Raw genomic sequence first — 22,198 nt, 5'->3', positions numbered from 1 at the left:
AACTGCAGCACCCATTGCTACTGCTTCATCTGGGTTCACGTCACGGCGAGCTTCTTTACCGAAGAACTCAGCCACTTTCGCTTGAACCATAGGCATACGAGTTTGACCACCAACTAGGATTACGTCGTTGATGTCGCTTACTGATAGGTCTGCATCAGCTAGAGCAACTTTTAGTGGCTCAAGAGAACGTTGTACTAGGTCTTCAACTAGAGATTCTAGTTTCGCACGAGTCACTTTTACGTTCATGTGCTTAGGACCAGTTGCATCTGCAGTAACGTAAGGTAGGTTTACGTCAGTTTGAGAAGTAGAAGAAAGCTCGATTTTCGCTTTTTCTGCTGCTTCTTTAACACGCTGCATTGCTAGAGGGTCGTTCTTAAGATCGATGCCTTGCTCTTTCTTGAACTCTTCAACTAGGTAGTTGATCATGCGGTTATCGAAGTCTTCACCACCAAGGTGCGTGTCACCGTTAGTTGCTAGAACTTCAAATGTCTTCTCGCCTTCAACTTCGTCAATCTCAATGATAGAGATATCGAATGTACCACCACCAAGGTCATAAACTGCGATAGTGCGGTCGCCGCCTTTCTTGTCTAGACCGTAAGCAAGTGCTGCTGCTGTTGGTTCGTTGATGATACGTTTAACTTCTAGACCTGCGATACGACCAGCATCTTTAGTTGCTTGACGCTGTGCATCGTTAAAGTAAGCAGGAACTGTGATAACTGCACCAGTTACTTCCTCACCTAGGAAGTCTTCAGCAGTTTTCTTCATCTTCTTAAGTACTTCAGCAGATACTTGAGGAGCAGCCATTTGTTGGCCTTTCGCTTCTACCCATGCATCACCGTTGTCAGCCTTAACGATTTTGTAAGGCATGATTTCGATATCGCGCTGAACTTCTTCGTCTTCAAAACGACGACCGATAAGACGCTTAATTGCAAATAGCGTGTTCTCTGGGTTTGTAACTGCTTGACGTTTCGCAGGTTGACCTACTAGCGTTTCGCCGTCTGTGTAAGCGATAACCGATGCGGTTGTACGCTCACCTTCAGCATTTTCGATTACGCGTGGTTTGTCGCCGTCTAGAACAGCAACACAAGAGTTAGTAGTACCTAAGTCAATACCAATGATTTTACCCATCAGGCTATCTCCGAATAAATTCTATTGTTTCGTTTGCAAGCTCCGGTATGGAGCGTTGAGCCGGCAATACACCCGCTCGCAATAGGTTTGTTTTATGTATGAACCTTAAATAAGGGCTGCAAAATGCTTTTCAAGGGAGGAAGGTAAAAAAAATTAAGTTTTTTGCCGAAGAAATTAAAAACTGTCTATAAAAGGGGCAACTAACCTCTTGAAAGCATGACTATCAATAAAAAAAGCGGAGCTTTTAAGGCTCCGCTTTGCAAATCGTTAAATAACGTGATTAAGCACGGCTTTCAGCAAGTTGAGCTTCCGAACCTTGTTCAACATCAAGCTCATTTTCGCTACCCGCTACAATCGTATTGACGGCAGTATCACCAACAACGTTAGAACTTGTACAGAACATATCATTAATACGGTCAACTGCAGCAACAATAGCCAGACCTTCTGGTGGCAAACCTAGTTGGTGCAGGATAACGCCGATCATGACAACGCCGCCACCAGGAACACCACCAGCACCAATAGAAAGTAGTAGAACTGTGAAACCTAGTGTAAATAGGTCGCTCATTTGAATTGGCTGACCAAACGCATTAGCGATAAAAATAGTTGCGATAGCAATATAAATAGACGCCCCTGCCATGTTCATCGTTGCACCTAGTGGAACACCAAAACCAGCTACCGATTTAGACACACCAATTTTGTCAGTCAAAGTACGCATCGTTACTGGAATCGTAGCGTTCGAACTTGCTGTTGATAGTGAGAACAGTACCTGCTCACGAGTCGCACGAATAAACTGTGAAGGAGTCATCTTGGTTGTTGCGCCCACCATTAATGGATACACAACAAAAATCCAAAGCACAAGGATACCAACAACCAGTGCCACATAACCTGCCACTGAAGCTAGCGTACCAGCATCTAGAGTTGCACCTAGTTGAATCATAAGAGCAAACACACCATAAGGAGCAAGACTCATGACTAGACCAATGAGCTTCATCATGATGTCGTTCGCTACTTTGAACGCATTCACAGCAGGACCGCCCTTCTTATCCAATGCTTGGATGGCAAGACCTGTCAAAATTGCCATAAAGATGATTTGCAGCATATCGCCATTTGCAAACGCCTGAATTGGATTGCTTGGAACGATATTAGTGATCATTGAGAAGATATCAGGGGTTGTGGTTGACGTAATCTCAACGGTTTGAGCTACTGTACCACCAAGGTTTGCACCCGCCCCCGGCTGAACGATCATACCGATTGTTAACGCAAAAGTGATAGCGACTACAGTATTAAGAATATAAAGCGCAAAAGTTTTACCGCCTAGACGGCCAAAAGAGTTGATGTCTTTAAGTTCTACGATACCGCAGACAATAGAAACGTATACGAGTGGAACAACAAGCAGTTTGATAAGCGAGACGAACATGCCGCCCACACCTTCAGCAAAACCAAGTAGGTATTGGTCAAAAATGCTGACACCTGCGAATAAGTATTGAATCGCTGTACCAATTAGCAGGCCAGCAAATAGACCTATAAAGATCTTTTGGGATAGTGATTTATTCATTCATAAACTCCAGAATGTTGTGTTTAGTCCCTGTGTTTTTATAGTTATTTACTTTCTTATTAGTAGAAAGCTCAGGGCATCTTACAGATCTGAAGCTCAAAATAAAGCATTAATTTTACATTTTGTTATCCAAAATTTAAAATACTATCGCCTATTTTTTCAAAGGTTATTAGAATAAATAACTAAAAAAAATGAAGCCCATAAGGCTTCATTTCTCTATAAATCAAAAACAAGCGGGATAAACCTCTAGTGTCAATCCCTAACTGTTTGCTTGTTATTTAGACACCATTACCATAGCTGGTCTGATCACGCGGCCATTTAGCTCGTAACCCTTTTGCATAACAAACATTACGGTATTAGGTTCATGATCAGCACTTTCCTGAATAGACATCGCTTGGTGCAGCTCTGGATTGAACGCTTCACCTTCAGGGTTAATTTCTTTCAAGCCAAATTTAGCTACTACATCAACGAACGTTTTGTGAGTTAGCTCTACGCCTTCAACAATCGGTTTTACCGCTTCATTCTCTGTGTCAGCAGCAGCGATAGCGCGCTCAAGGTTATCAATTACCGGAAGCAACTCTTCAGCAAACTTATTCAGTGCATATTTACGTGCTTTATCGATCTCTTGTTCTGTGCGGCGACGCATGTTCTCAACGTCTGCTTTTGCACGAAGCACAGCATCTTGCTGCTCTTTTACTTTCGATTCACTCGCTAGCAAAGCTGCTTCTAGTTGAGCAATTTTCGATTCTTGAATATCTTGCTCGGATTCTTCGTTCCACTCAACATCAGCGTCAGAACCAACTACATCAGCGTCAGCTTGCTTCGCTTCCGCTTCTTGCGTGTGCAGCTCTTCTTGGTTTACCTTATTTTCTTCGTTGCTCATGGTTTCTCCGGAATACTCAATTCAAGGCAATGTAGAATATGACTTGCCCATAAAACTTGGATCAAAATCATACCAAACACTGCATATATACATACTTTGGGTATATTATGGGGATGAAGATTTGTGATTCAAGCACTATTAGTTTGGAAGTGATATGAAAAAACCCTTTGAGGTGATCGCCATCATAGGCAAACCAAGAGCACAGAAAGCCGTTCAGACCCATAAAGAACTGTTTCACTGGCTCACCTCTAAAGGCTACAAAGTATTGGTGGACGACCGGCTTATCGACATTCTCGTCGATATCCCACGACAACACTTTTTTAGCCTAGTCCGTATTGGACGTGAAGCTGATCTCGCCATTGTGGTTGGAGGTGACGGTAACATGCTCGGAGCAGCTCGAGTTCTCTCGCGCTTCGATGTTGCGGTTATTGGCGTCAATAGAGGTAGCTTAGGGTTTTTGACCGATTTAAATCCAGAAGGGTTTGAAACCTCTCTTGAGGCCGTACTTCAAGGGGAATTTCGTGAAGAAGAGCGCTTTCTTCTTGAAGCCGAAATTCATCGTCATGGCCAGATAAAGAGTCATAATGCCGCTCTCAACGAAGCAGTCCTTCACCCTGGACAAGTCGCACATATGATCGAGTTTGAGGTATACATAGATGATACCTTTGCATTTAGCCAACGTTCTGATGGGCTAATCGTTTCTACACCAACGGGGTCAACAGCCTATTCGCTTTCAGGAGGCGGCCCTATTCTGTCCGCAAACCTAAATGCGATTTCGCTGGTGCCGATGTTTCCTCACACTCTCTCTAGTCGCCCTTTGGTTGTCGATGCAAACTGTCGCATTAAGCTGATTGTCTCCCCCGATAACCGAGGCACTCAAGAAGTCAGTTGTGACGGGCAAATCTCCTTACCTGTCTCACCTGGTGACGAGATTCATATTTACCAAAGCCCGAATCGCCTGAAACTGATTCACCCTAAAGACTATAGCTATTACCACGTCCTAAGAAACAAGCTTGGCTGGTCAAGCAAATTGTTTTAAAAATCATATTGATGAACCCCAGCACATAATGCTGGGGTTTTCGTATCTAGCGTTAACATTGACGACAAATTTAACAACAGTGCGTTCAATCACATAAAAAAACACCTGTACAACTTTACTGTATAAAGAAACAGTATATACTGAATTTACATACAGTAGTGTTCATTTAAACAGGTAACTAAAAATGCTGTCTCATCTAAGTGTTAATAATTTTGCCATTGTAAAATCTCTGCAGTTAGAACTCAGTACAGGTATGACAACCATCACCGGTGAAACTGGCGCAGGTAAATCGATTGCGATTGATGCACTAGGACTTTGCTTAGGTGGCAGAGCGGAAGCAGGAGCCGTTCGCGCTGGTGAAGATAAAACCGAGGTCACCGCGGCGTTTGTTATCGAGAACAACCAACAAGCAACACGTTGGCTGGAAGATAATGACTTGTTTGATGGCACTGAATGTATTTTAAGACGCACCATTACTAAAGAAGGTCGTTCGCGTGCCTTCATCAATGGCAGCCCTGTTCCGTTATCTCAATTAAAGTCATTGGGGCAACTTCTAATTAATATCCATGGTCAGCACGCTCATCACCAGTTGATGAAAGGCGACTACCAATTGTCACTGCTTGATCAATACGCGGGTCACACCAATCTACTGCAACAAGTTCGTAATAAATACCAAGCATGGCGCAGTGCCGATATTGCACTATCCCAACTAAAAGAAAACAGTGCTAACAACCTCGCTCAGCTTCAACTTTTAGAGTACCAAATAAAAGAACTTAATGAGCTAGCGATTGGCGAACAAGAGTTTCCCGAATTAGAACAAGAACATAAACGTCTATCCAATAGCGGAGAGCTGGCAATCACCTGTCAGCAAGCTATTGATATCATCTATGAAGGTGAAGAAGTCAATGCATTAGGTATGCTTCAAACTGTGAGCAGTAAACTGGTTCAACTTGCCGACTTAGACACTGAATTGACAGCCCTTCCCAATATGATTGAAGAAGCCATGATTCAGTTAGAGGAGGCCAATACCGAGCTGCGCAGTTACCTTGATAAGATTGATGTTGACCCTGAACGTATGGCCTATGTAGAAGAACGCTTTTCAAAGATTATGTCTCTGGCTCGAAAACACCATGTGATGCCCGAAGAGCTGTACCAACATCATCAAGATCTTCTGGGGCAAATTGAAGCACTGGACTGCTCCGATGAAAAACTAGCAGCTATGGAAGAAGAAGTATCTGCACATTTCGACGCTTACGTGCGCTCATGTGAAAAGCTAAGCAAATCTCGTGGACGCTACGCGAAAGAGCTCAACAAATTGATCTCACAAAGCATGCATGAGTTGAGCATGGAGAAGGCCAAATTCGCCATTACCGTTGATTTCCAGCAAGAGCATCCTTCCCCAACAGGTATGGATAACGTGGTATTCGTTGTTTCCACCAACCCAGGTCAACCAATGCAACCAATCGCGAAAGTAGCCTCTGGTGGTGAGCTATCTCGAATCTCACTCGCGATTCAAGTCATTACTGCACAAAAAGTTGACACACCGAGCCTCATCTTTGACGAGGTAGATGTGGGTATCAGTGGTCCAACAGCAGCAGTCGTAGGCAAAATGTTACGTAAGCTCGGAGAATCAACTCAGGTACTGTGCGTTACCCACTTACCTCAAGTTGCGGGCCATGGCCATCAACAGCTATTTGTTACGAAAACTACCAAAGCCAACAAAACTGAGACCAGTATGTTGACGTTAAACGAACAACAACGCATCAGTGAATTAGCGCGGTTACTGGGCGGTAGCCAGATTACCGATAGCACACTGGCCAATGCGAAAGAGCTATTGATTGCGGCGTGATTGCGTGACTTCACGATAGTTCCATCGGATTGTTTTTTTAAACAAGGATTGTAAGCTAACTCATAAAATAGCGTCTCTAGTTACAATCTAAGACAGACAAGTTTTTACTTCTGCTTCATCCTTGTTTATTATCTTTGCAGTCTCAAAAATCAAAGTCGTAAATTAAAGCTATGCAATTAAAAAAGTGGTTGATCGCATTACCACTCGCGCTCACGATGCTGACAGGATGTTCAGTGATCGAAAAAATCGTTTATCGTATCGATATCAACCAAGGTAACTTTGTTGAGCAAACGGCTGTTGAACAGCTACGTTTCGGCATGACAAAAGAACAAGTTCGTTTCGTACTTGGCTCACCTATGCTGATTGAAAATGGCTACCCAAATACTTGGTATTACATTTACCATGCAACGAAAGGTCACGATGATCCAGTGCAACGTAATCTGGTTGCCAACTTCGATGCAACAGGCACTCTCACCAGTATCTCTGGCGATTATGAAGTCAGTGACCAGTTCTACGAAAGCCTAAACTAGACATCAAAAAAGCTCGCATTTAGCGAGCTTTTCTATTTGAGTCTTTTAAACGTCACCACTAACTGGATGTAGATTCAGACTTTCTCTGCGCAGCAGGTTTTCCACCAGTAACTGGGTCAGCGGTTCCAGCCATTTTGGCCTGCTCTGCTCTCTTACGTCGAATTTCTTTCGGATCAGCTAGCAACGCACGATAGATTTCAATACGGTCTTTATCTCGTACTGTCGCGTCCAGCTTAACATTACGACTAAACACACCCACTTTATTGTTTTCAAGATCAATCTCAGGATAAACCGCTAAAACGCCTGACTTTTGAATGATCTCTTCAACCGTTGACTCGTGATTTACAACCAGTTGAAACACGCGCTGCTCGTGAGGTAGTGCATACACCACTTCGACATGGATAAGCTGACTATCAGCACTCATAGGTGTACACCTCTTTGGCACGCTTGGTAAATGCATTGACCATATTACTGGTCACATCGTGGAAAATCTTACCAAACGCCAATTCAATCATTTTGCTCGAAAATTCAAATTCTAGCTTCAACTCCACTTTACAGGCCTGATCATCAAGAGGAATAAAGGACCAAACGCCTTTTAACATCTTAAATGGACCATCGACCAATTCCATGAAAATTTCGCTGCCATGCACCAAGGTATTCGCTGTCGTAAAGGTTTTACTGATCCCGGCCTTTGATACATCGACCGACGCCACCATACCTGAGTTCGATAACTCCAAAACTCGAGAGCCAGAACAACCAGGCAAAAACTCATGGTAACTGTCAACATCATTGACCAAGTTAAACATTTGATCAGCACTAAACATCACCAATGCTGAACGCGTCACTTGTTGCATAAAATTTCCTCAAAATAAAAGGCTGCCTCCGATTCTACTGTTTACCTTGAGTTAGCTCAAGTTACTCGACCTTACGTTTCGTCATAATCAAGCACACACCCTTGTTGCTAATTTATCAATCAAGCACATAAAAGCCTTTCCTTAATCCAAAAACAGACCTTATAATGACTCCATTATGGTAAAGAAGAATTCAAAGAAAAAAGCGGGTAGCAATACCATCGCTCAGAACAAAAAAGTTCGCCACGAATATCACATCGAAGACGAAATTGAATCTGGAATTGAGCTGCAAGGATGGGAAGTAAAATCACTTCGCCAAGGCAAAGCTAATATCGCAGAAAGTTACGTCTATATCCGTGATGGTCAGGCGTACATCAGTGGCATGTCTATCATTCCGCTTAACCAAGCATCTACACACATCGTGGCTGAACCGACTCGCGTTCGTAAACTACTGATGCACCGTCGTGAACTAGACAAGCTTATTGGTTTGGTTAACCGTGATGGTATGACATTAGTAGCGACTGCACTTTATTGGTCTCGCTCTTGGGCGAAGCTCAAAGTCGGTGTTGCGAAAGGTAAAAAGCTTCACGACAAACGTGCTGATCTAAAAGAAAAAGATTGGGCTCGCGATAAAGCACGAATTATGAAGAGTAATTTGCGTTAATAGTGACCACTTAAACTTGCAAAGCTAGACAGCGTAAGCTTTTCTGGTACTATGCAAGGAACACTTTGGGGCTGATTTAGGATTCGACAGGAATTTTGCAGTCTGAGGTGCATGCCGTGGGGCGGTTGGCCACGTAAAAAGCCGCAAAAAAATAGTCGCAAACGACGAAAACTACGCACTAGCAGCTTAATAACCTGCTCAGAGCTCTCTCGCCCTAGCTTCCGCACGTAAGACGGGGAATAACGAGAGATCAAACCCAAACGCGCTAGCCCGGATTTTCCCACCTGAGAGATGAACGGCGAATTATAATTCAGGTTAGCCATTAACTAGCGTGTCGGTTCGCAGGTTGGTGGTGAAATTAAAGATCGACTAAGCATGTAGTACCAATGATGAATGGTTTCTGGACGCGGGTTCAACTCCCGCCAGCTCCACCAAACGTTTGGAAAGGGCGATAACTCTTAGAGTTATCGCCCTTTTTGTTTCTTATGACCTTCCCCAGACGAAGCCAATTCACTTTGCGGTCAAATTAGCCTTCTCAGCTCGACAATTTAGTAATCTGTAGTTGATACCGAAACAACTGTAACAATTCGAGTTACACTGAATGGATAACAATAAGTGTCGAGGGTTTATGACCATTTCTCCTGCCATTTTACGTAAGGTTTGGTACTCACCATCCATCAACTTAGGGCTACGAGCCACCAGCGCCATTGTGATTTTTATTGGCTTAGGTGTGTTATTCCATCAGGTTAATATTGCGATGACCGCTTTGATGACAATGCCCGCAGCATTGATCAGCGGATTAGACACTGCGGGGCCTAGACGTTGGACTCGGTTTGCTATTACTGCAATGACGTGGAGTCTTGCTCTCGTTGCTAGCTACGTATTGCTTTTGACTGAATTACCCTTGTGGCTTACTTACGGTGCTATTGGTGCCGTGATGGCAAGTTTTGCCGTTAATGGACCATTCTGGGGACGGCTGGGTATGTCGAGTTTGCTTATCGCCGTGGTGACTTTGTCGCTTTATCATTCACACTCCGGCACCCTTTTGTATCCAATGTTAGTGCTTGGACCGCTCACTTTTGCGCTCTTCAGCTGGCTATGGTTTGCCTTATGGAAACATTATGCGTTGCGAGTTTGCCTTTCGGCGATCTACGAGAAATTGGCAGACTACATTCAATATCGACAAGCTTTTTTGTTAGGGAATGAAAGTGAAGCTCCTAAGCGTCTTATCAAATACCAGCTTATTGAGCTTTTTCAACAAGCCCTTCAATCTGAGTCATTTCGCTCAAAACATGAGGACGTTAACGATCTTAGACAGGCGTTATTTCTCGCTCTGGATACTTTTGAAGTTATTCTGAGCAGCCACACTAATAACCCAGATCTGTTATCACAGTTCCAATCCAGTAAGTCGAAACGTGACCTACTATTGGTATGGAGCCAACACTGTCAGCAAAGGCTCAGACGCAAAGCGAGACAGTTGCTGTACAACACGCATGAGAAGGCTGCCCATTTAAGTTCACTCGAGCAAGAGGCTCACGATCTCATCGAAGCGGTAAAGCTTGAAGATCAACCGCGTTTCCGCTACTGGGCCTATGCGATTAAACACATCTCTCATCGCATTGAGTTAAACGAACCCGCCTACGAACGCTCTTTTGAAGTACAGCCCTTCGAGCTTTCCTTGCGCTGGCCAAGTAAAGACAATCCAATTTGGCGACACGTCGCTCGTGTGGGGCTAATGTTTGCCCTTGGCGCAGGCATTGCTGAGTATTTCGAATTGATTCGTCCTGATTGGGTGCTTATTTCCATGTTAATGGTGATCCAACCTAGCTTCTTAGCCACACGCAGTAAGACATGGCAGCGCTGCTTAGGCACCGCCTTGGGCGTCTTGTTTGCAACAACTGTCATTAAAATTGGAGTGCCGCCCACAGCTATATACACATTGATAATTGTATTACTGCCCGTCGCTATGCTTAATATCATGCGCCGTTATTCGCTTGCTATTGGATGTATCACCGCTTTATTAATTCTGGTTTACCATGCTATGGCTCATCAAGGGCTTAACTTTGCAGCACCACGTTTGATCGATAATCTTATTGGTGGTGCGATAGTGTTGTTAGGCTACAGCGCTTTATGGCCACAGTGGCGCGGTAAAGAAATTCACTCTCAAGCACTAAAGGCATTGGACAGCTCAAAAAGCCTTTTTGTGTATTGCTACACTCAACTGCAAGCGGAGCCGGCTCAAAGAAGCCACATAGATCTCACTAAGCAAAGAGCCGCAATGCTTACTGCCGAGAGTGACCTTGAGTTGGTATATAGTGAGATGCAACAAGAACCACGCCACACTCGCAGTGACCCACATTATTATGACGATATGCTAAGCCATTACCGACTGCTCAATCATTACCTCTGTTTGCTTTTGCCTTTGGTGCGAGCTGGCATCTCGTATCAAGGTTCCAAGCAGGTAGAGTATTTAATCAACAGCGCAATGGATGCCTTAATATTTAGTCTGCGCGACCAACAAGTTCACGAACTACCTGCTTTGAGTAATAAAACCGCAGACAAGGCACTCAGCTCTACATCAGGTCAACGCTCGGTAGAAGAGATCATATGGTTAGCATTAATGACCATTAAACAGATGCACGATTTAGTCAGGCGCAACCTTAATAGCTAACTGTACGAGAGATATAAGAAAAAAGAGCGACAACTACGCTAGTTATCGCTCTTCCAGTTTCAGTAAACTGCTTATTCTTAATGTCGGTTATTTGCTTTTGACCACCCGTAGACCAAAAGCTTACTGGTGGTCAAAAGGTTGCAGGTTTTACTCGTACTACTGGCAACCTTGCTCAATGAGCTCGAGATATCCTTTCAACTCATCGTCTGACATCTGCAGCAATGTGTCACCAACATACCACTCAATATAGCTCTGCTGTGCGAGTAGCCCTTGTTGTGGGTTGCCAATCCAAACACTGTGCTGCTGCGCTAAGGTATCGCGAAGGGCAATGGCTTTCTTCTGACTAATTGGCAAATGGATATGTAGCATATTAGCTTGCGGAGCTTCCGGATTCGGAGTGAGAGAGGGGTAATCTGCCAACATTTGGTAGAGCTCAAGTGTGCGCTCGAATAAGGAAGGAAGTGCTTGAATACGTGATTCAAATTGCATCGCCGCTGCGACAACATATGGAGAACGCTGATAAACACTACCACCTTGCCTGTGCATCCAAACACTCGCTTTATCAATGAAGGTTTTATCACCAAGTAACATCGCGCCACCTAAGCCTCCGATACCTTTATAAAGAGAGACGTAAACTGAATCAAAGCCATTAGCGATCTCTTGATAAGATTTCTGGTAGTACGCGGCACTCTCCCAAAGCCGAGCTCCATCCATGTGTAAGTGAATGTTGTTGGTTTGACAGTGGTTTTTAATCGCCTCTAATTCACCAAAGCTAGGTAACTGCCCACCAATTTCTCGCATTGGTAATTCATAGACAACCGCACCAAGCGTGTCTGGAATTTGCAAAAGCGATGACACATACCAAGGCTCATAAGGTTTGCCAACGGGCAATGCATTAAAACGATTTTGTAACTGATAGCCTTGGTTTTCATGTATATAGATATGACAAGAAGGATGCATTGCCACATTGTTACTGCCTCGCTGTTCGCAAGCAATTTGCAGCGCAGTGGGTTGTGTCAGGGTGCCAGTAATTACAAATAGTCCGGCTTCAAATCCGAGAAGCTCTGCAACTTGACGTTCAAAGGATTGTATCAATTCCCCGTCACCATATTTGTCGTGCTTTACACCATTTTGCTCACACCAGGCAGCCATTTGCGAAAACATCTCTGCGGGTGTAATTGCCCGATTTCCAGGCAATACAACTTGACACTTATCCTGCATCTTATCTTCCTTTCTCTTATACAAAGTTCGTCAACCATGTCACCTGTCAGTTGTTTAGTAAAGAGAAGATTGTTAATCGATTGCTCAGCAGTGAGGTGTAGGTTTTGTCGGGACTTTGATTGACGAACAGGAATAACAGGAGTATCTATCAATAGATCTTCATTATTTGGATACCGCGCTTGCAACATATCAACGACTTTTTGCTCGCAATGAAACCGTTACTTGAGCAGTACGGCTACTTCGCTCTTATTGTCAGTATCTTTTTAGAAGGTATTGGTATTCCCATGCCAGGACAATCTTTGATGATTGCTGCTTCAATACTCTCTTCACAGCAGGTTATGAATCTAAGCTTGGTCCTGTCAATATCCTGGTTAAGCTGCTTTTTGGGTAATACTTGTGGCTATATGATTGGCTACTATTTTGAGGGGTGGCTAGATAAGAAGGGTTATGTATCAGGCCCTAAAATGCAAAAGCTTCAATCAATGATAAAACGCTATGGCCCTGCATGCTTAGTCATCAGCCGTTTCGTTGAAGGAATGAAGCAGTTTATGCCACTGGCGTGTGGCGTAGCAAAAATGCCGCGCAATGAGTTCTTATTAGGGAACGCTCTTGCGACCACGATTTGGGTTGCTGTATTTGGTTTACTCACTCATTTTGCTTTTGACCACCTACAGTTATTCCAGCAGTTTTATCATCAACACCGAGCGATCGTTTGGTTGGTGTCAGCCGGCTTATTTGTCGCTCTCATCGTCGCGCTTATGACGAGAAAGCGACGCACAAGTTAGTCTACTGTCACCGCTAACTCTAGTCGTAATATATCCATATCATTGATTGGACTGGCTTCTGCTACGGACGGTTTGAGTCCTAAACGGCGACAAACGGCAATGGCAGCCTTATTCCCTGCTTTAGTTTCAGCAAATATGGTTGTCGGAGCAAATTGACCAATACCAAACTCAATTAAAGCAGACATGGCTTCGACCGCGATGCCTCGTCCTTGCCTATCAACCGCTAAACCGAAGCCTATAGATGCTTGATTATCAGCTTCTAAGCGAAAGCCAACCGTGCCAATAACTTGATGGCTCTCTTTTCCTTCAATCACAAGCTGGAATTTGGTGCGTGGAAGCTGCTCTGATTGCTCGACAAACATTTCCAGTAAATGCGCATTAAACTCCGGCGAGCACTCTTCTTTTGGATAGAAGGTTTGATACTTGGGATGAGACGTTATGGTGAGCCATGCCTCGATATCACCCAGTTGAAAGTCACGTAAAATAAGTCGTTCTGTTTCTAGCGTTAATTGCATTTGGTTCTCTTTTTAAATCGGGCACACATATCTGCCGCCTAATTTTGGCAAGGCTGCATGTTTATCACACTCATCAACTCAATAGAGTGACGAAGGTAGCTATTTGGCTACCGAAAAGGTTCAGTGTAGAACAAGCAGTGATATTTGGAGTCGTAATTGTAATTAATGCGACCCTTGCTGCTTTTCAAGCTGTAAAAAAATCGCTACCATTTACAAGTCGTTAAGACATTAACTTTTATTCTCAGGGCGGGGCGAAATTCCCCACCGGCGGTAAATCAATGTTTGATAAGCCCGCGAGCGCTTAACTTTATGGAGTTAAGGTCAGCAGATCTGGTGAGAATCCAGAGCCGACGGTTAAAGTCCGGATGGGAGAGGATAATGATATTTACAGATACTGTAGTGAGTACTCACTAGAGTTTGCTGTGCGTATTGTTGCGCACGTTGTAAATATAGAATGATACCTCCTTGCTTTACGGCGATGCGGGTGTCGTTCATCTATCTTTTGGATCTGTGTATTTTCATACAGGGTCCCCATACCTATGCCCTGATTCTGGTATTTTTATTTAGGAGTATTACCATGAATCAGAACCAAACTTCATTGCTATCTGAATTTGGCAACCCACTAGAGCGCGTTGAAATCGCATTACAAGCCCTTCGAGAAGGTCGCGGTGTATTGCTACTCGATGACGAAGATCGTGAAAACGAAGGCGATATCATCTATTCCGTTGATCACTTAACTAACCAGCAAATGGCGCTTATGATTCGTGAGTGCAGTGGTATTGTTTGCCTGTGTATTACTGATGAACAAGCCAAGCAACTTGACTTACCGCCTATGGTTGAGAACAACAACAGCGCTAACCAAACTGCATTTACCGTCTCTATCGAAGCAAAAGTGGGAGTGACAACTGGCGTTTCTGCCGCTGATCGTGTCACAACTATCAAGACAGCATGTCAAACTGGTGCTCGACCAGAAGATCTTGCTCGTCCAGGGCACGTTTTCCCGCTACGTGCGAAGCAAGGTGGAGTACTAACTCGTCGTGGTCACACTGAAGGAACCATTGACCTGATGCAAATGGCTGGCCTATCACCATTTGGTGTACTTTGTGAAGTCACTAACCCAGACGGAACAATGGCGAAAGCTCCAGAAATAGTTGCATTTGGTAAGCTTCATGACATGCCAGTGCTGACGATTGAAGATATGGTTCAATATCGCCTAGCAACGGCAGAGCAGTCAGCTTAAGCCCCTACTTCAATGAAAATCGCCACCTAATATTAGGTGGCGATTTTGGTTCTAGCATTTAGCTATTGAGTTCTTGCCTTTCTTATTGGCATGCACCGGTATTTTCCCAGACACCCCACTCGCCTGTTTTCGTAGGGTCTTCACCCTGCGTCCACCATTTGGCTTTGTAGTTCTGGCCTTGGTAAATCACTTGATCACCACCAGTGTACACCGCTGCCGCATCCCAATTATCTTCACAAGTACCACCAATTGGTCCGTCGGCACTCACCGTAACAGTATGAGTCTGACTGGTACTTAGTGAGCCATCACTAACGGTCACAGTGAAGATATAACTCGTATCGGCAGAAACACTAGGTGCCGAAAAGCTTACTGAACTGCCTAGAACAGATACATCTAGACCATTGGGTGTCTGCCAACTGAAACTCAACATATCGTTTTCTGCATCTGTTGATGCACTGGCATCCAACACCACAGCTTCATTAGCGCTAGCAGTAGTCGGTCCAGTAATGACCGCGTTCGGCGCAGTATTATCTGGAGTCGTCACTTTTGGAGTGACATTAATCATTACCACGTCTGTGGCCGTTGCACCTTCATTATCCGTTACCGTCACCGTAAACTGATAAGTCTGTGTCGCAGTGACCTCTTGAGCATCAAAACTCGCTTGAACCGTATCGGATCCAACAAGAACCACTGCGTCACCACCAGTTTGCACCCAGCTATAGCTTACGATAGAGCCATCACTATCACGTGATGCACTAGCATCTAATGTTACTGTCGCAGGGCCTTGAACTGATTGGTCTGCACCAGCACTGGCAAAGGGTGCACGATTGCTTGGTGTTCCGCCAGCTAAACTCTCATGCATTGCATTAAGAATGTCACCATTGTCAGCATCAATCTCCCATGAAAATAAGCCCGCAAGTCCAAGGCTTTGAACATAAGCACCTTTCGCTTTCACTGAACGGTCATCGTCGAAAGTAATCAAATCGCCAGTTGTTTGATTCCAGATATAGGCTGCTTCAGCCATCGCATCGTAACCGTACTCAAAACCGTTGACTCCAGTGTTGTCTGGACCAAGCATATACTCTTTTATGCCTTTGTAATCAATAACACCATCTTCCCATACTCCTTGAGCTGTTGAACCCTTCAGTTTGCCGGTCGCAACGCCAGTCATAGGGTCTGTGGGGTCAGTTAAAGTATCAGGTGTTACCCCAGTCCAACCTCGGCCATACATGGCGGCACCCAATACCAACTTGTTCGCAGGTACACCTTGAGCCAACAATAACTGAATACCGTTGTCCGCAGTATAGGCAGGCCCTTTGTATGGAACCCCTTCGGCATCAACACCCGTTCCATCACATTGCCCAGGACGCATAAAGTTGCCACAATACAACGCGGCTTGGTGTCCAGGAACATTATTCCAGCCGCCATAGAAGTCATATGTCATGGCAAAGATGTAATCCATATATGGAATCGCTTTGCCATAATCCACGTCTTCAATCTTGTCATGACCAACGCCTATCGCAGAAGTCAGTTCGTACTCTCTGCCTGTTTCTGCTTCAAGCTCATCCAACATAGCTCGCAGTTCGCTCATCAAATCGATATAAGCCGGACCATCATTTACTGGGTCACCTAAATCTGGTGCAGCGCCATCCCCACCCGGATACTCCCAATCGATATCCACGCCATCATAGAACTTCCACGTATTGAGGAAGCGTTTCACAGACGCGACAAATATGTCTCGATTGGCTTTATCGGTAAAGCTGTAAAATGGGTCTGAAAGAGTCCAACCACCAATGGAAGGGAGAATTTTAAGATCGGGATTACGCTGCTTTAGTGCCATTAACATGGCATAGTTGCCTTTAATTGGCGTGTTGTAGTCATGACCGGCTTGAGTGAAGCTTTTCTGGTACGCTGCCCAAGGGTCGTGAATAACCACTTCAAAGTCTTGCATGCCCTTACAGGCGGTTTGCAGGGCATTAAAGCTGTTGCCCCCCACAGATTTCACCGATTCATTAGGACCACAAATCGGGATAAAACCATAGATAATATGGGTTAGGTTGTCTGCCGGAATGTTGTCTACTGTGTAGTCACGCCCATAAATTCCCCATTCCACAAAGTAGGTGCCGACGACCATATTAGGGTCGGTATTATAAGACTTGTTGTTGGGATCAATATTCATTGTCAAAGGGGCTAGATGAGAGCCATCAGTATCAGCAACCACCAGCTCCATTGGCGTACTTTTGCTACATCCCGTTGCATCACACGCTTCCACTTGCATTTGATACAAACCACCCTGACCATAACCAAACGTAGCGGTTGTTTGGCTACCAGTTATTGGCCCTGTCGCCACCTTATTGCCATCAAAGTAGATGTTATAAGTATCTCCGGTGGTACCACTCCACTGATTAAATGTGATTTTGATCTCTGCTAGATCGTTGTATTGAACCATCTGGTCGTAGCCAGAAGTAGTCTCCATAGCCAATTGGATTTTCGAAAACTGCAGATTATTCGAGCCCCAGACGTCAATTGAGGGTTTTGCTGGTGCTGCATTGACACTTTGGCTTACCGCCAAAGCAACCGCCGATACCCCTAATAATAGATTTTTCATTATTTGTTCTCTTTCCCTGAAAGGTCTAATGACGCTGCTCACACCTGTTATAAAAGTGTGAACATCGAGAACAATTAATAGAACTTGGGGTTTATTTTGTGTTCAAAAAATAAACTCACTTCGAGTCACCACTCAAAAATACTCAATATGTAACAAGAATTTTCATTCACATTTTTACTTTGTGCCCAGAATTTTATTCTTGTGATGGCACCTCCTTCCTTAAAAAACACCAAACCCATTCACCAAGAGAATAAGCGCACTCGGAGGTATTTTCCGTTTAAGTCGATGAGCTCACGTTTTAATTCTGGAAAAAAACCAGCGCTTGTATAACAATGTCCTTTCTCATTAGTCGGGGAGCGTTTTCGCTGAGATCACCAAAGTGGTGAGACCCGTTGAACCTGATTCAGTTAGCACTGGCGTAGGGAACTGATAGACACCGCACTAAGACTCTGCGTCCGCAGTGGATCTTTGCCCTGCCTATTTTGTGTTCCTACCCTGAAAAGGAACATGATATGACATCATCAACCTCTAAAACTCCTATTGTATTGACAATCGCTGGCTCCGATTCTGGCGGTGGCGCTGGAATTCAAGCTGACATTAAAGCCATCTCAGCAACAGGTTCTTATGCGTGCTCAGTCATTACTGCGTTGACCGCTCAAAACACGCAAGGCGTATCTGGTATTCTCGGCATTGACCCTCAATTTGTGCAGGCGCAATTAGACGCAGTATTCAGCGACTTAGATGTAGTGGCGGTAAAGATCGGTATGCTTGCTGACGCCAATATTATTCGCGCTGTGGCAGAAAAGATTCGTCAATATCAGCCAAAGCACGTGGTTCTCGACCCTGTCATGGTCGCTACCAGTGGCGACCTGCTATTGGAAACTTCCGCTGTGGATGCTTTAAAAGCGGAATTACTACCTTTAGCGACAGTGATCACACCTAATTTACCTGAAGGTGCAGCCCTACTTGGCACCCAAGTTCCGCAATCCCAAAATGACATGGAAGCGTTGATTGACCAGCTACGCGAACTCAATACGTCAGCGATTTTGCTTAAAGGTGGTCACCTTGAGTCAGACTCCAGCAGTAATGACCTACTGATTACTCAAAATGATGTGTCTATCTTTGAAACAACGCGTATCAATACCAAGAATACTCATGGTACAGGTTGCACATTGAGTTCTGCCATCGCGTCTTACTTGGCTCAAAATAATACCTTACATCAAGCGGTCTCTAACGGTAAAAGCTACATTACTCAAGCGATTGCTCATGCCGATGAGCTCGACATCGGTAAGGGGCACGGTCCTGTTCACCACTTTTACGCGCTGAACCGATGAACCATATTCGTATTGAAAACGCCACGCTCACCTATTTAGGTGACGCTCAACCGATATTCTCAGACTTGAGCGTACAGTTTGAAGCGGGAAGCTGGACCGCTTTGTTAGGACCTAGTGGCTGCGGGAAGTCGACGTTGCTGCGCTATATCGCTGGGCTACTAACGGAAAAAGTCACCTTTACCGCCAAAACTGTAGTTCCTAGCCTTACTCAGCTATCGAGTAACGTAGCCTACATGGCGCAGCAAGATTTACTTATGCCTTGGTTAACCGTTGTTGACAATGTGTGTTTAGCCACACGTTTGAATGGTCAGCGTGTCGAAGCCAATACGAAAGCCAAAGCCATGGCGTTATTGGAACAGGTTGGACTCGATAGCAAAGCGAATGTTCTGCCCAACGAACTATCTGGCGGACAAAAACAGCGCGTTGCCTTAGCTCGAACTTTAATGCAAGACAAATCGATAGTGTTGATGGATGAGCCATTTTCTGCGCTTGATGCCGTCACTAGACATAAATTGCAAAATCTTGCCGCTCAGTTGTTGTGTGATAAAACAGTATTATTGATCACCCACGATCCACAAGAAGCCTTGAGGCTCGGCGAGCAAATATTGGTCATGAACGGGAAACCCGCCCAGCTTAATAAAGTCGTCCCTCCACAATCGGCTATTCCTAGAGATATCGATGGCGAATTCGCAACCATCCAACAATCCATCCTAGAACATTTAGGGGGACACTCGTGACAGTCTTAACACAAGTCGCTGAACAAAGCCGTCGACAGGCGGCTGCTCAGAAAAAGCAAGGGATAAGCACACTATTGCGAGTACTGGTTAGCTTCCTGATTATCTTAGGGCTTTGGAAAGCTATCGTGGTGCTGTTTGAGCTCCCCAGTTTTATCTTACCAGCACCCGAGGCCGTACTCGTTAAGCTGGTCGAGCGTCAAGATGTACTTCTTAAACACACTTGGGTTACGACACAAGAGATCCTGCTCGGACTCCTACTAGGCTTATCAATGGGGCTGTTCTTTGCACTGCAAATGCTGTTGTTTCAGCCCGTCAAACGTTGGCTCCTGCCGATTTTAATAACCAGCCAGGCTATCCCAGTGTTCGCTCTCGCTCCAATTCTGATGTTGTGGCTGGGCTACGGTATTGCCTCCAAAGTGGTCATGGCAGCACTGATTATCTTCTTTCCCGTTACCACTTGTTGCTATGACGGACTGCGTAATACGCCTGTGGGCTATTTGGATTTGTCACAGACTATGGGGACTAGCCGATTCCGACAACTATGGCACATACGTTTACCAGCCTCGCTACCTGTCCTTGCCTCTGGTATACGAGTCGCCGTCGTAGTTGCTCCTATCGGTGCTGTCGCTGGCGAATGGGTTGGTTCAAGTGAGGGCTTGGGGTATCTCATGTTGCAAGCCAATGCTCGCATGTTAATTGATGAAATGTTTGCGGCGCTGTTTATTTTAGCCAGCGTCTCAGTCGCGCTTTACTTTTTTACCGATTGGGGGCTCAAGCGCCTAATCCCTTGGGAAAATAAATAACAATCAAAAGGAAAAACCATGAAATCCATGCTCAAACTCGCTGCAGCTCTGCTGCTAACTACAGCCAGCATCATGCCGGCTCACGCTGCAGAAAAAAAGCTCACGCTAATGCTCGACTGGTTTGTTAACCCAAATCATGGCCCTATCGTCATTGCTCAAGAGAAAGGTTACTTCAAGGAGCAAGGGCTTAATGTTGATATTCAAGAACCAGCCGACCCAAGCACACCAGCCAAACTGGTTGCTGCGGGGAAAGTCGACCTTGCGGTTTCGTATCAAACCAGCCTTACTATCGACGTGGCTGCTGGGCTGCCACTGATCCGCAGCGCAACCCTGATCGCAACGCCGCTTAATACCATGATGGTATTAGACAATGGCAAGATAAACACGCTAGCAGACCTAAAAGGTAAGAAAATTGGTATTGCTATCGCAGGTAACGAAGAAGCGACCATAGGTACCATGCTCAGTACCGAGGGAGTGGCATTTGACGAGGTACAGATCATTAATGTTGGTTGGGCCCTCTCCTCCTCTCTCGCATCAGGAAAAGTAGACGCAATTTGGGGTGGTTTGAGAAACTTTGAAACCAACCAGCTAGAACTTGAAGGTTATAAACCAAAAGCCTTTTTCCCTGAAGAACACGGTGTACCAACTTATGAGGAACTAGTGTTTGTCGCCAATGCCAACAGTTATGACAAAGAAGCCATCCTAAAATTCAACCGTGCGATTGAAAAGGCCACCACTTACATAGTGAATCACCCAACAGCTTCTTGGAATGAGTTTGTTGCCTACGCACCAGACACGTTAAACAACGAACTCAATAAAAGAGCATGGCGTGACACGTTGACTCGATTTGCGCTTAGGCCATCTGCGGTTGATGCGACCAAATATGACGCGTTTACCGAATTCATGTATCAACACAAAATTATCAGTGCAAAGCCAAAAGCAGAGACCATCGTACCTGTACTTTAGGAGTGACCATGAACCATCAAGACTTAATTAACGCTTGCCAACAAGAGTGGTTAGCTTACACCGAACATGACTTCGTCAAGCAATTAGCGGTTGGGGCTCTCGCTCAGCAGGCGTATTTACACTATTTGAAGCAGGATTTTCTATTCTTAAAGCAGTACGCTCGCGCCTATGCACTAGCGATCTACAAAGCCAAAACACTTGCTCAAATGCGCGAAGCGGTACCAAGTGTTGAGGCACTATTAAACTCTGAGATTGGCCACCATGTCACTTATTGCCAGCAGTGGGGAATCACAGAAGCAGATATGGAAGCGGAAGTCGAAGATTTTGGTACCGTGGCGTATACACGATATGTCCTAGATGCAGGAATGACGGGCGAATTAGTTGATCTTTATGCTGCACTAGCACCCTGTGCCATCGGCTATGCCGTTATCGGTGACAACTTACTCAAAAGCGCCGATACCATGCTAGAAGATAATCCCTATCGTAGTTGGATAGAACTGTATGGCAGCGAAGAATTCCAGTCAGGAGTGCAAACCAGTATCAAACGATTAGACGTGCTACTAAAAGACATTGACCTGCAAAGCCAGAGAGCACAAGAGATCATACATGTGTTTAAAACGGCAACTCGCATGGAAATTGCCTTTTGGCAACAAGGCTTAGATGCCGCCTAATCTAAAGCCGACTATTTAGGTCGGCTTTTTTTATCTCTTCAAAGAAAGCAATTAACAAACAAATATCACACAAACAACCCGCATTTAAAATTTTGTGCCTGCCATCACGTGTTAACACAATATTTACATCCAACCTTAACATTTGCAA

At 44.8% G+C, this 22,198-nt stretch carries 20 protein-coding genes, 1 other RNA gene and 2 riboswitches; of the genes, 13 read left to right on the top strand and 8 right to left on the bottom strand.

All coding sequences use genetic code 11. The annotated features are described in order from the left end of the window. From dnaK to grpE, 3 genes are all read right to left on the bottom strand, one after another. On the bottom strand, nt 1-1,128 hold a 1,128-nt coding region (gene dnaK, locus L2W36_RS25730), incomplete at its 3' end, for a molecular chaperone DnaK (protein ID WP_236111939.1). Nucleotides 1,129-1,408: 280 nt separating this feature from the next. Continuing rightward, the gene (locus tag L2W36_RS25725) at nt 1,409-2,683 is read right to left on the bottom strand and encodes a dicarboxylate/amino acid:cation symporter (RefSeq protein WP_236111938.1); all 1,275 of its coding nucleotides are present in this window, start codon (nt 2,681-2,683) and stop codon (nt 1,409-1,411) included. A 274-nt stretch (nt 2,684-2,957) separates the two neighbouring features. Continuing rightward, nucleotides 2,958-3,566: a nucleotide exchange factor GrpE gene (grpE, locus tag L2W36_RS25720; RefSeq protein WP_006072516.1), complete on the bottom strand. Its 609-nt coding sequence runs from the start codon at nt 3,564-3,566 to the stop codon at nt 2,958-2,960. A gap of 154 nt (nt 3,567-3,720) precedes the next feature. On the opposite strand from grpE, the gene nadK reads away from it, so the two are divergent. From nadK to bamE, 3 genes are all read left to right on the top strand, one after another. Beyond that, a complete protein-coding gene (gene nadK / locus L2W36_RS25715) occupies nt 3,721-4,605 on the top strand; it encodes an NAD(+) kinase (RefSeq protein WP_006072517.1) in 885 nt (294 codons plus the stop codon). Nucleotides 4,606-4,789: 184 nt separating this feature from the next. Then, a complete protein-coding gene (gene recN / locus L2W36_RS25710) occupies nt 4,790-6,454 on the top strand; it encodes a DNA repair protein RecN (RefSeq protein WP_236111937.1) in 1,665 nt (554 codons plus the stop codon). 170 nt (nt 6,455-6,624) lie between these two features. Further along, entirely contained in the window at nt 6,625-6,984 is a 360-nt protein-coding gene (gene bamE, locus L2W36_RS25705; protein ID WP_236111936.1) for an outer membrane protein assembly factor BamE, read from the top strand. A gap of 58 nt (nt 6,985-7,042) precedes the next feature. Here bamE and L2W36_RS25700 read toward each other — a convergent pair whose 3' ends face one another. Together L2W36_RS25700 and L2W36_RS25695 are read right to left on the bottom strand one after the other, a co-directional pair. Beyond that, nucleotides 7,043-7,408 (bottom strand): RnfH family protein, encoded by a 366-nt coding sequence (locus L2W36_RS25700; RefSeq protein ID WP_107307153.1) that lies wholly within the window; start codon nt 7,406-7,408, stop codon nt 7,043-7,045. Next, the gene (locus L2W36_RS25695; protein ID WP_006072526.1) at nt 7,398-7,838 is read right to left on the bottom strand and encodes an SRPBCC family protein; all 441 of its coding nucleotides are present in this window, start codon (nt 7,836-7,838) and stop codon (nt 7,398-7,400) included. Before L2W36_RS25695 ends, L2W36_RS25700 begins: the two co-directional genes overlap by 11 nt. Before the next feature lie 175 nt (nt 7,839-8,013). Here L2W36_RS25695 and smpB point away from each other — a divergent pair, with 175 nt between their 5' ends. The 3 genes from smpB to L2W36_RS25680 all read left to right on the top strand — a co-directional run bounded on the left by smpB (nt 8,014) and on the right by L2W36_RS25680 (nt 11,170). Further along, on the top strand, nt 8,014-8,499 hold the full coding sequence (smpB, locus tag L2W36_RS25690) for an SsrA-binding protein SmpB (protein WP_006072527.1): 486 nt from the start codon (nt 8,014-8,016) through the stop codon (nt 8,497-8,499). Between the two features lie 67 nt (nt 8,500-8,566). Continuing rightward, nucleotides 8,567-8,933, top strand: a transfer-messenger RNA (tmRNA) gene (gene ssrA, locus L2W36_RS25685). A gap of 194 nt (nt 8,934-9,127) precedes the next feature. After that, on the top strand, nt 9,128-11,170 hold the full coding sequence (locus L2W36_RS25680) for an FUSC family protein (protein ID WP_236111942.1): 2,043 nt from the start codon (nt 9,128-9,130) through the stop codon (nt 11,168-11,170). Nucleotides 11,171-11,326: 156 nt separating this feature from the next. Here L2W36_RS25680 and L2W36_RS25675 read toward each other — a convergent pair whose 3' ends face one another. Then, complete coding sequence (locus L2W36_RS25675) at nt 11,327-12,391, bottom strand: threonine aldolase family protein (protein ID WP_236111935.1); 1,065 nt, start codon at nt 12,389-12,391, stop codon at nt 11,327-11,329. A 179-nt stretch (nt 12,392-12,570) separates the two neighbouring features. Between L2W36_RS25675 and L2W36_RS25670 the strand changes: the two genes are divergently transcribed. Then, complete coding sequence (locus L2W36_RS25670; RefSeq protein WP_236111934.1) at nt 12,571-13,176, top strand: DedA family protein; 606 nt, start codon at nt 12,571-12,573, stop codon at nt 13,174-13,176. Here the strand turns inward: L2W36_RS25670 and L2W36_RS25665 are convergent. Next, nucleotides 13,173-13,691 (bottom strand): GNAT family N-acetyltransferase, encoded by a 519-nt coding sequence (locus tag L2W36_RS25665; protein ID WP_236111933.1) that lies wholly within the window; start codon nt 13,689-13,691, stop codon nt 13,173-13,175. The genes L2W36_RS25670 and L2W36_RS25665 overlap by 4 nt on opposite strands. Nucleotides 13,692-13,924: 233 nt before the next feature. Then, nucleotides 13,925-14,072: riboswitch (FMN riboswitch) on the top strand. A 196-nt stretch (nt 14,073-14,268) separates the two neighbouring features. On the opposite strand from L2W36_RS25665, the gene ribB reads away from it, so the two are divergent. Continuing rightward, nucleotides 14,269-14,931, top strand: coding sequence for a 3,4-dihydroxy-2-butanone-4-phosphate synthase (gene ribB, locus L2W36_RS25660; RefSeq protein ID WP_006072538.1), 663 nt, complete (start codon nt 14,269-14,271; stop codon nt 14,929-14,931). 82 nt (nt 14,932-15,013) lie between these two features. On the opposite strand, the gene L2W36_RS25655 is transcribed toward ribB, so the two are convergent. Further along, nucleotides 15,014-17,539 carry a glycosyl hydrolase family 18 protein gene (locus L2W36_RS25655; RefSeq protein ID WP_236111932.1) on the bottom strand — a complete coding sequence of 842 codons (2,526 nt, stop codon included), beginning with the start codon at nt 17,537-17,539 and terminating at the stop codon, nt 15,014-15,016. 340 nt (nt 17,540-17,879) lie between these two features. Beyond that, nucleotides 17,880-17,981, top strand: a riboswitch (TPP riboswitch). Between the two features lie 70 nt (nt 17,982-18,051). On the opposite strand from L2W36_RS25655, the gene thiD reads away from it, so the two are divergent. From thiD to tenA, 5 genes are all read left to right on the top strand, one after another. Next, on the top strand, nt 18,052-18,873 hold the full coding sequence (thiD, locus tag L2W36_RS25650) for a bifunctional hydroxymethylpyrimidine kinase/phosphomethylpyrimidine kinase (RefSeq protein WP_088876156.1): 822 nt from the start codon (nt 18,052-18,054) through the stop codon (nt 18,871-18,873). Beyond that, entirely contained in the window at nt 18,870-19,610 is a 741-nt protein-coding gene (locus L2W36_RS25645) for an ABC transporter ATP-binding protein (protein ID WP_062460698.1), read from the top strand. Before thiD ends, L2W36_RS25645 begins: the two co-directional genes overlap by 4 nt. 62 nt (nt 19,611-19,672) lie before the next feature. After that, the gene (locus L2W36_RS25640; protein ID WP_443088409.1) at nt 19,673-20,413 is read left to right on the top strand and encodes an ABC transporter permease; all 741 of its coding nucleotides are present in this window, start codon (nt 19,673-19,675) and stop codon (nt 20,411-20,413) included. An 18-nt stretch (nt 20,414-20,431) separates the two neighbouring features. Further along, nucleotides 20,432-21,379, top strand: a complete 948-nt coding sequence (locus L2W36_RS25635) for an ABC transporter substrate-binding protein (RefSeq protein ID WP_171390627.1) — start codon at nt 20,432-20,434, stop codon at nt 21,377-21,379. A gap of 8 nt (nt 21,380-21,387) precedes the next feature. Then, nucleotides 21,388-22,050, top strand: a complete 663-nt coding sequence (tenA, locus tag L2W36_RS25630) for a thiaminase II (RefSeq protein ID WP_236111930.1) — start codon at nt 21,388-21,390, stop codon at nt 22,048-22,050. Nucleotides 22,051-22,198 lie beyond the last annotated feature (148 nt).

The organism is Vibrio sp. McD22-P3 (assembly GCF_021568915.1).
Lineage (GTDB): Bacteria > Pseudomonadota > Gammaproteobacteria > Enterobacterales > Vibrionaceae > Vibrio > Vibrio mediterranei.
The sequence above is the reverse complement of the archived record's forward strand: the minus strand, read 5'-3'. Positions and strand labels throughout refer to the sequence as shown.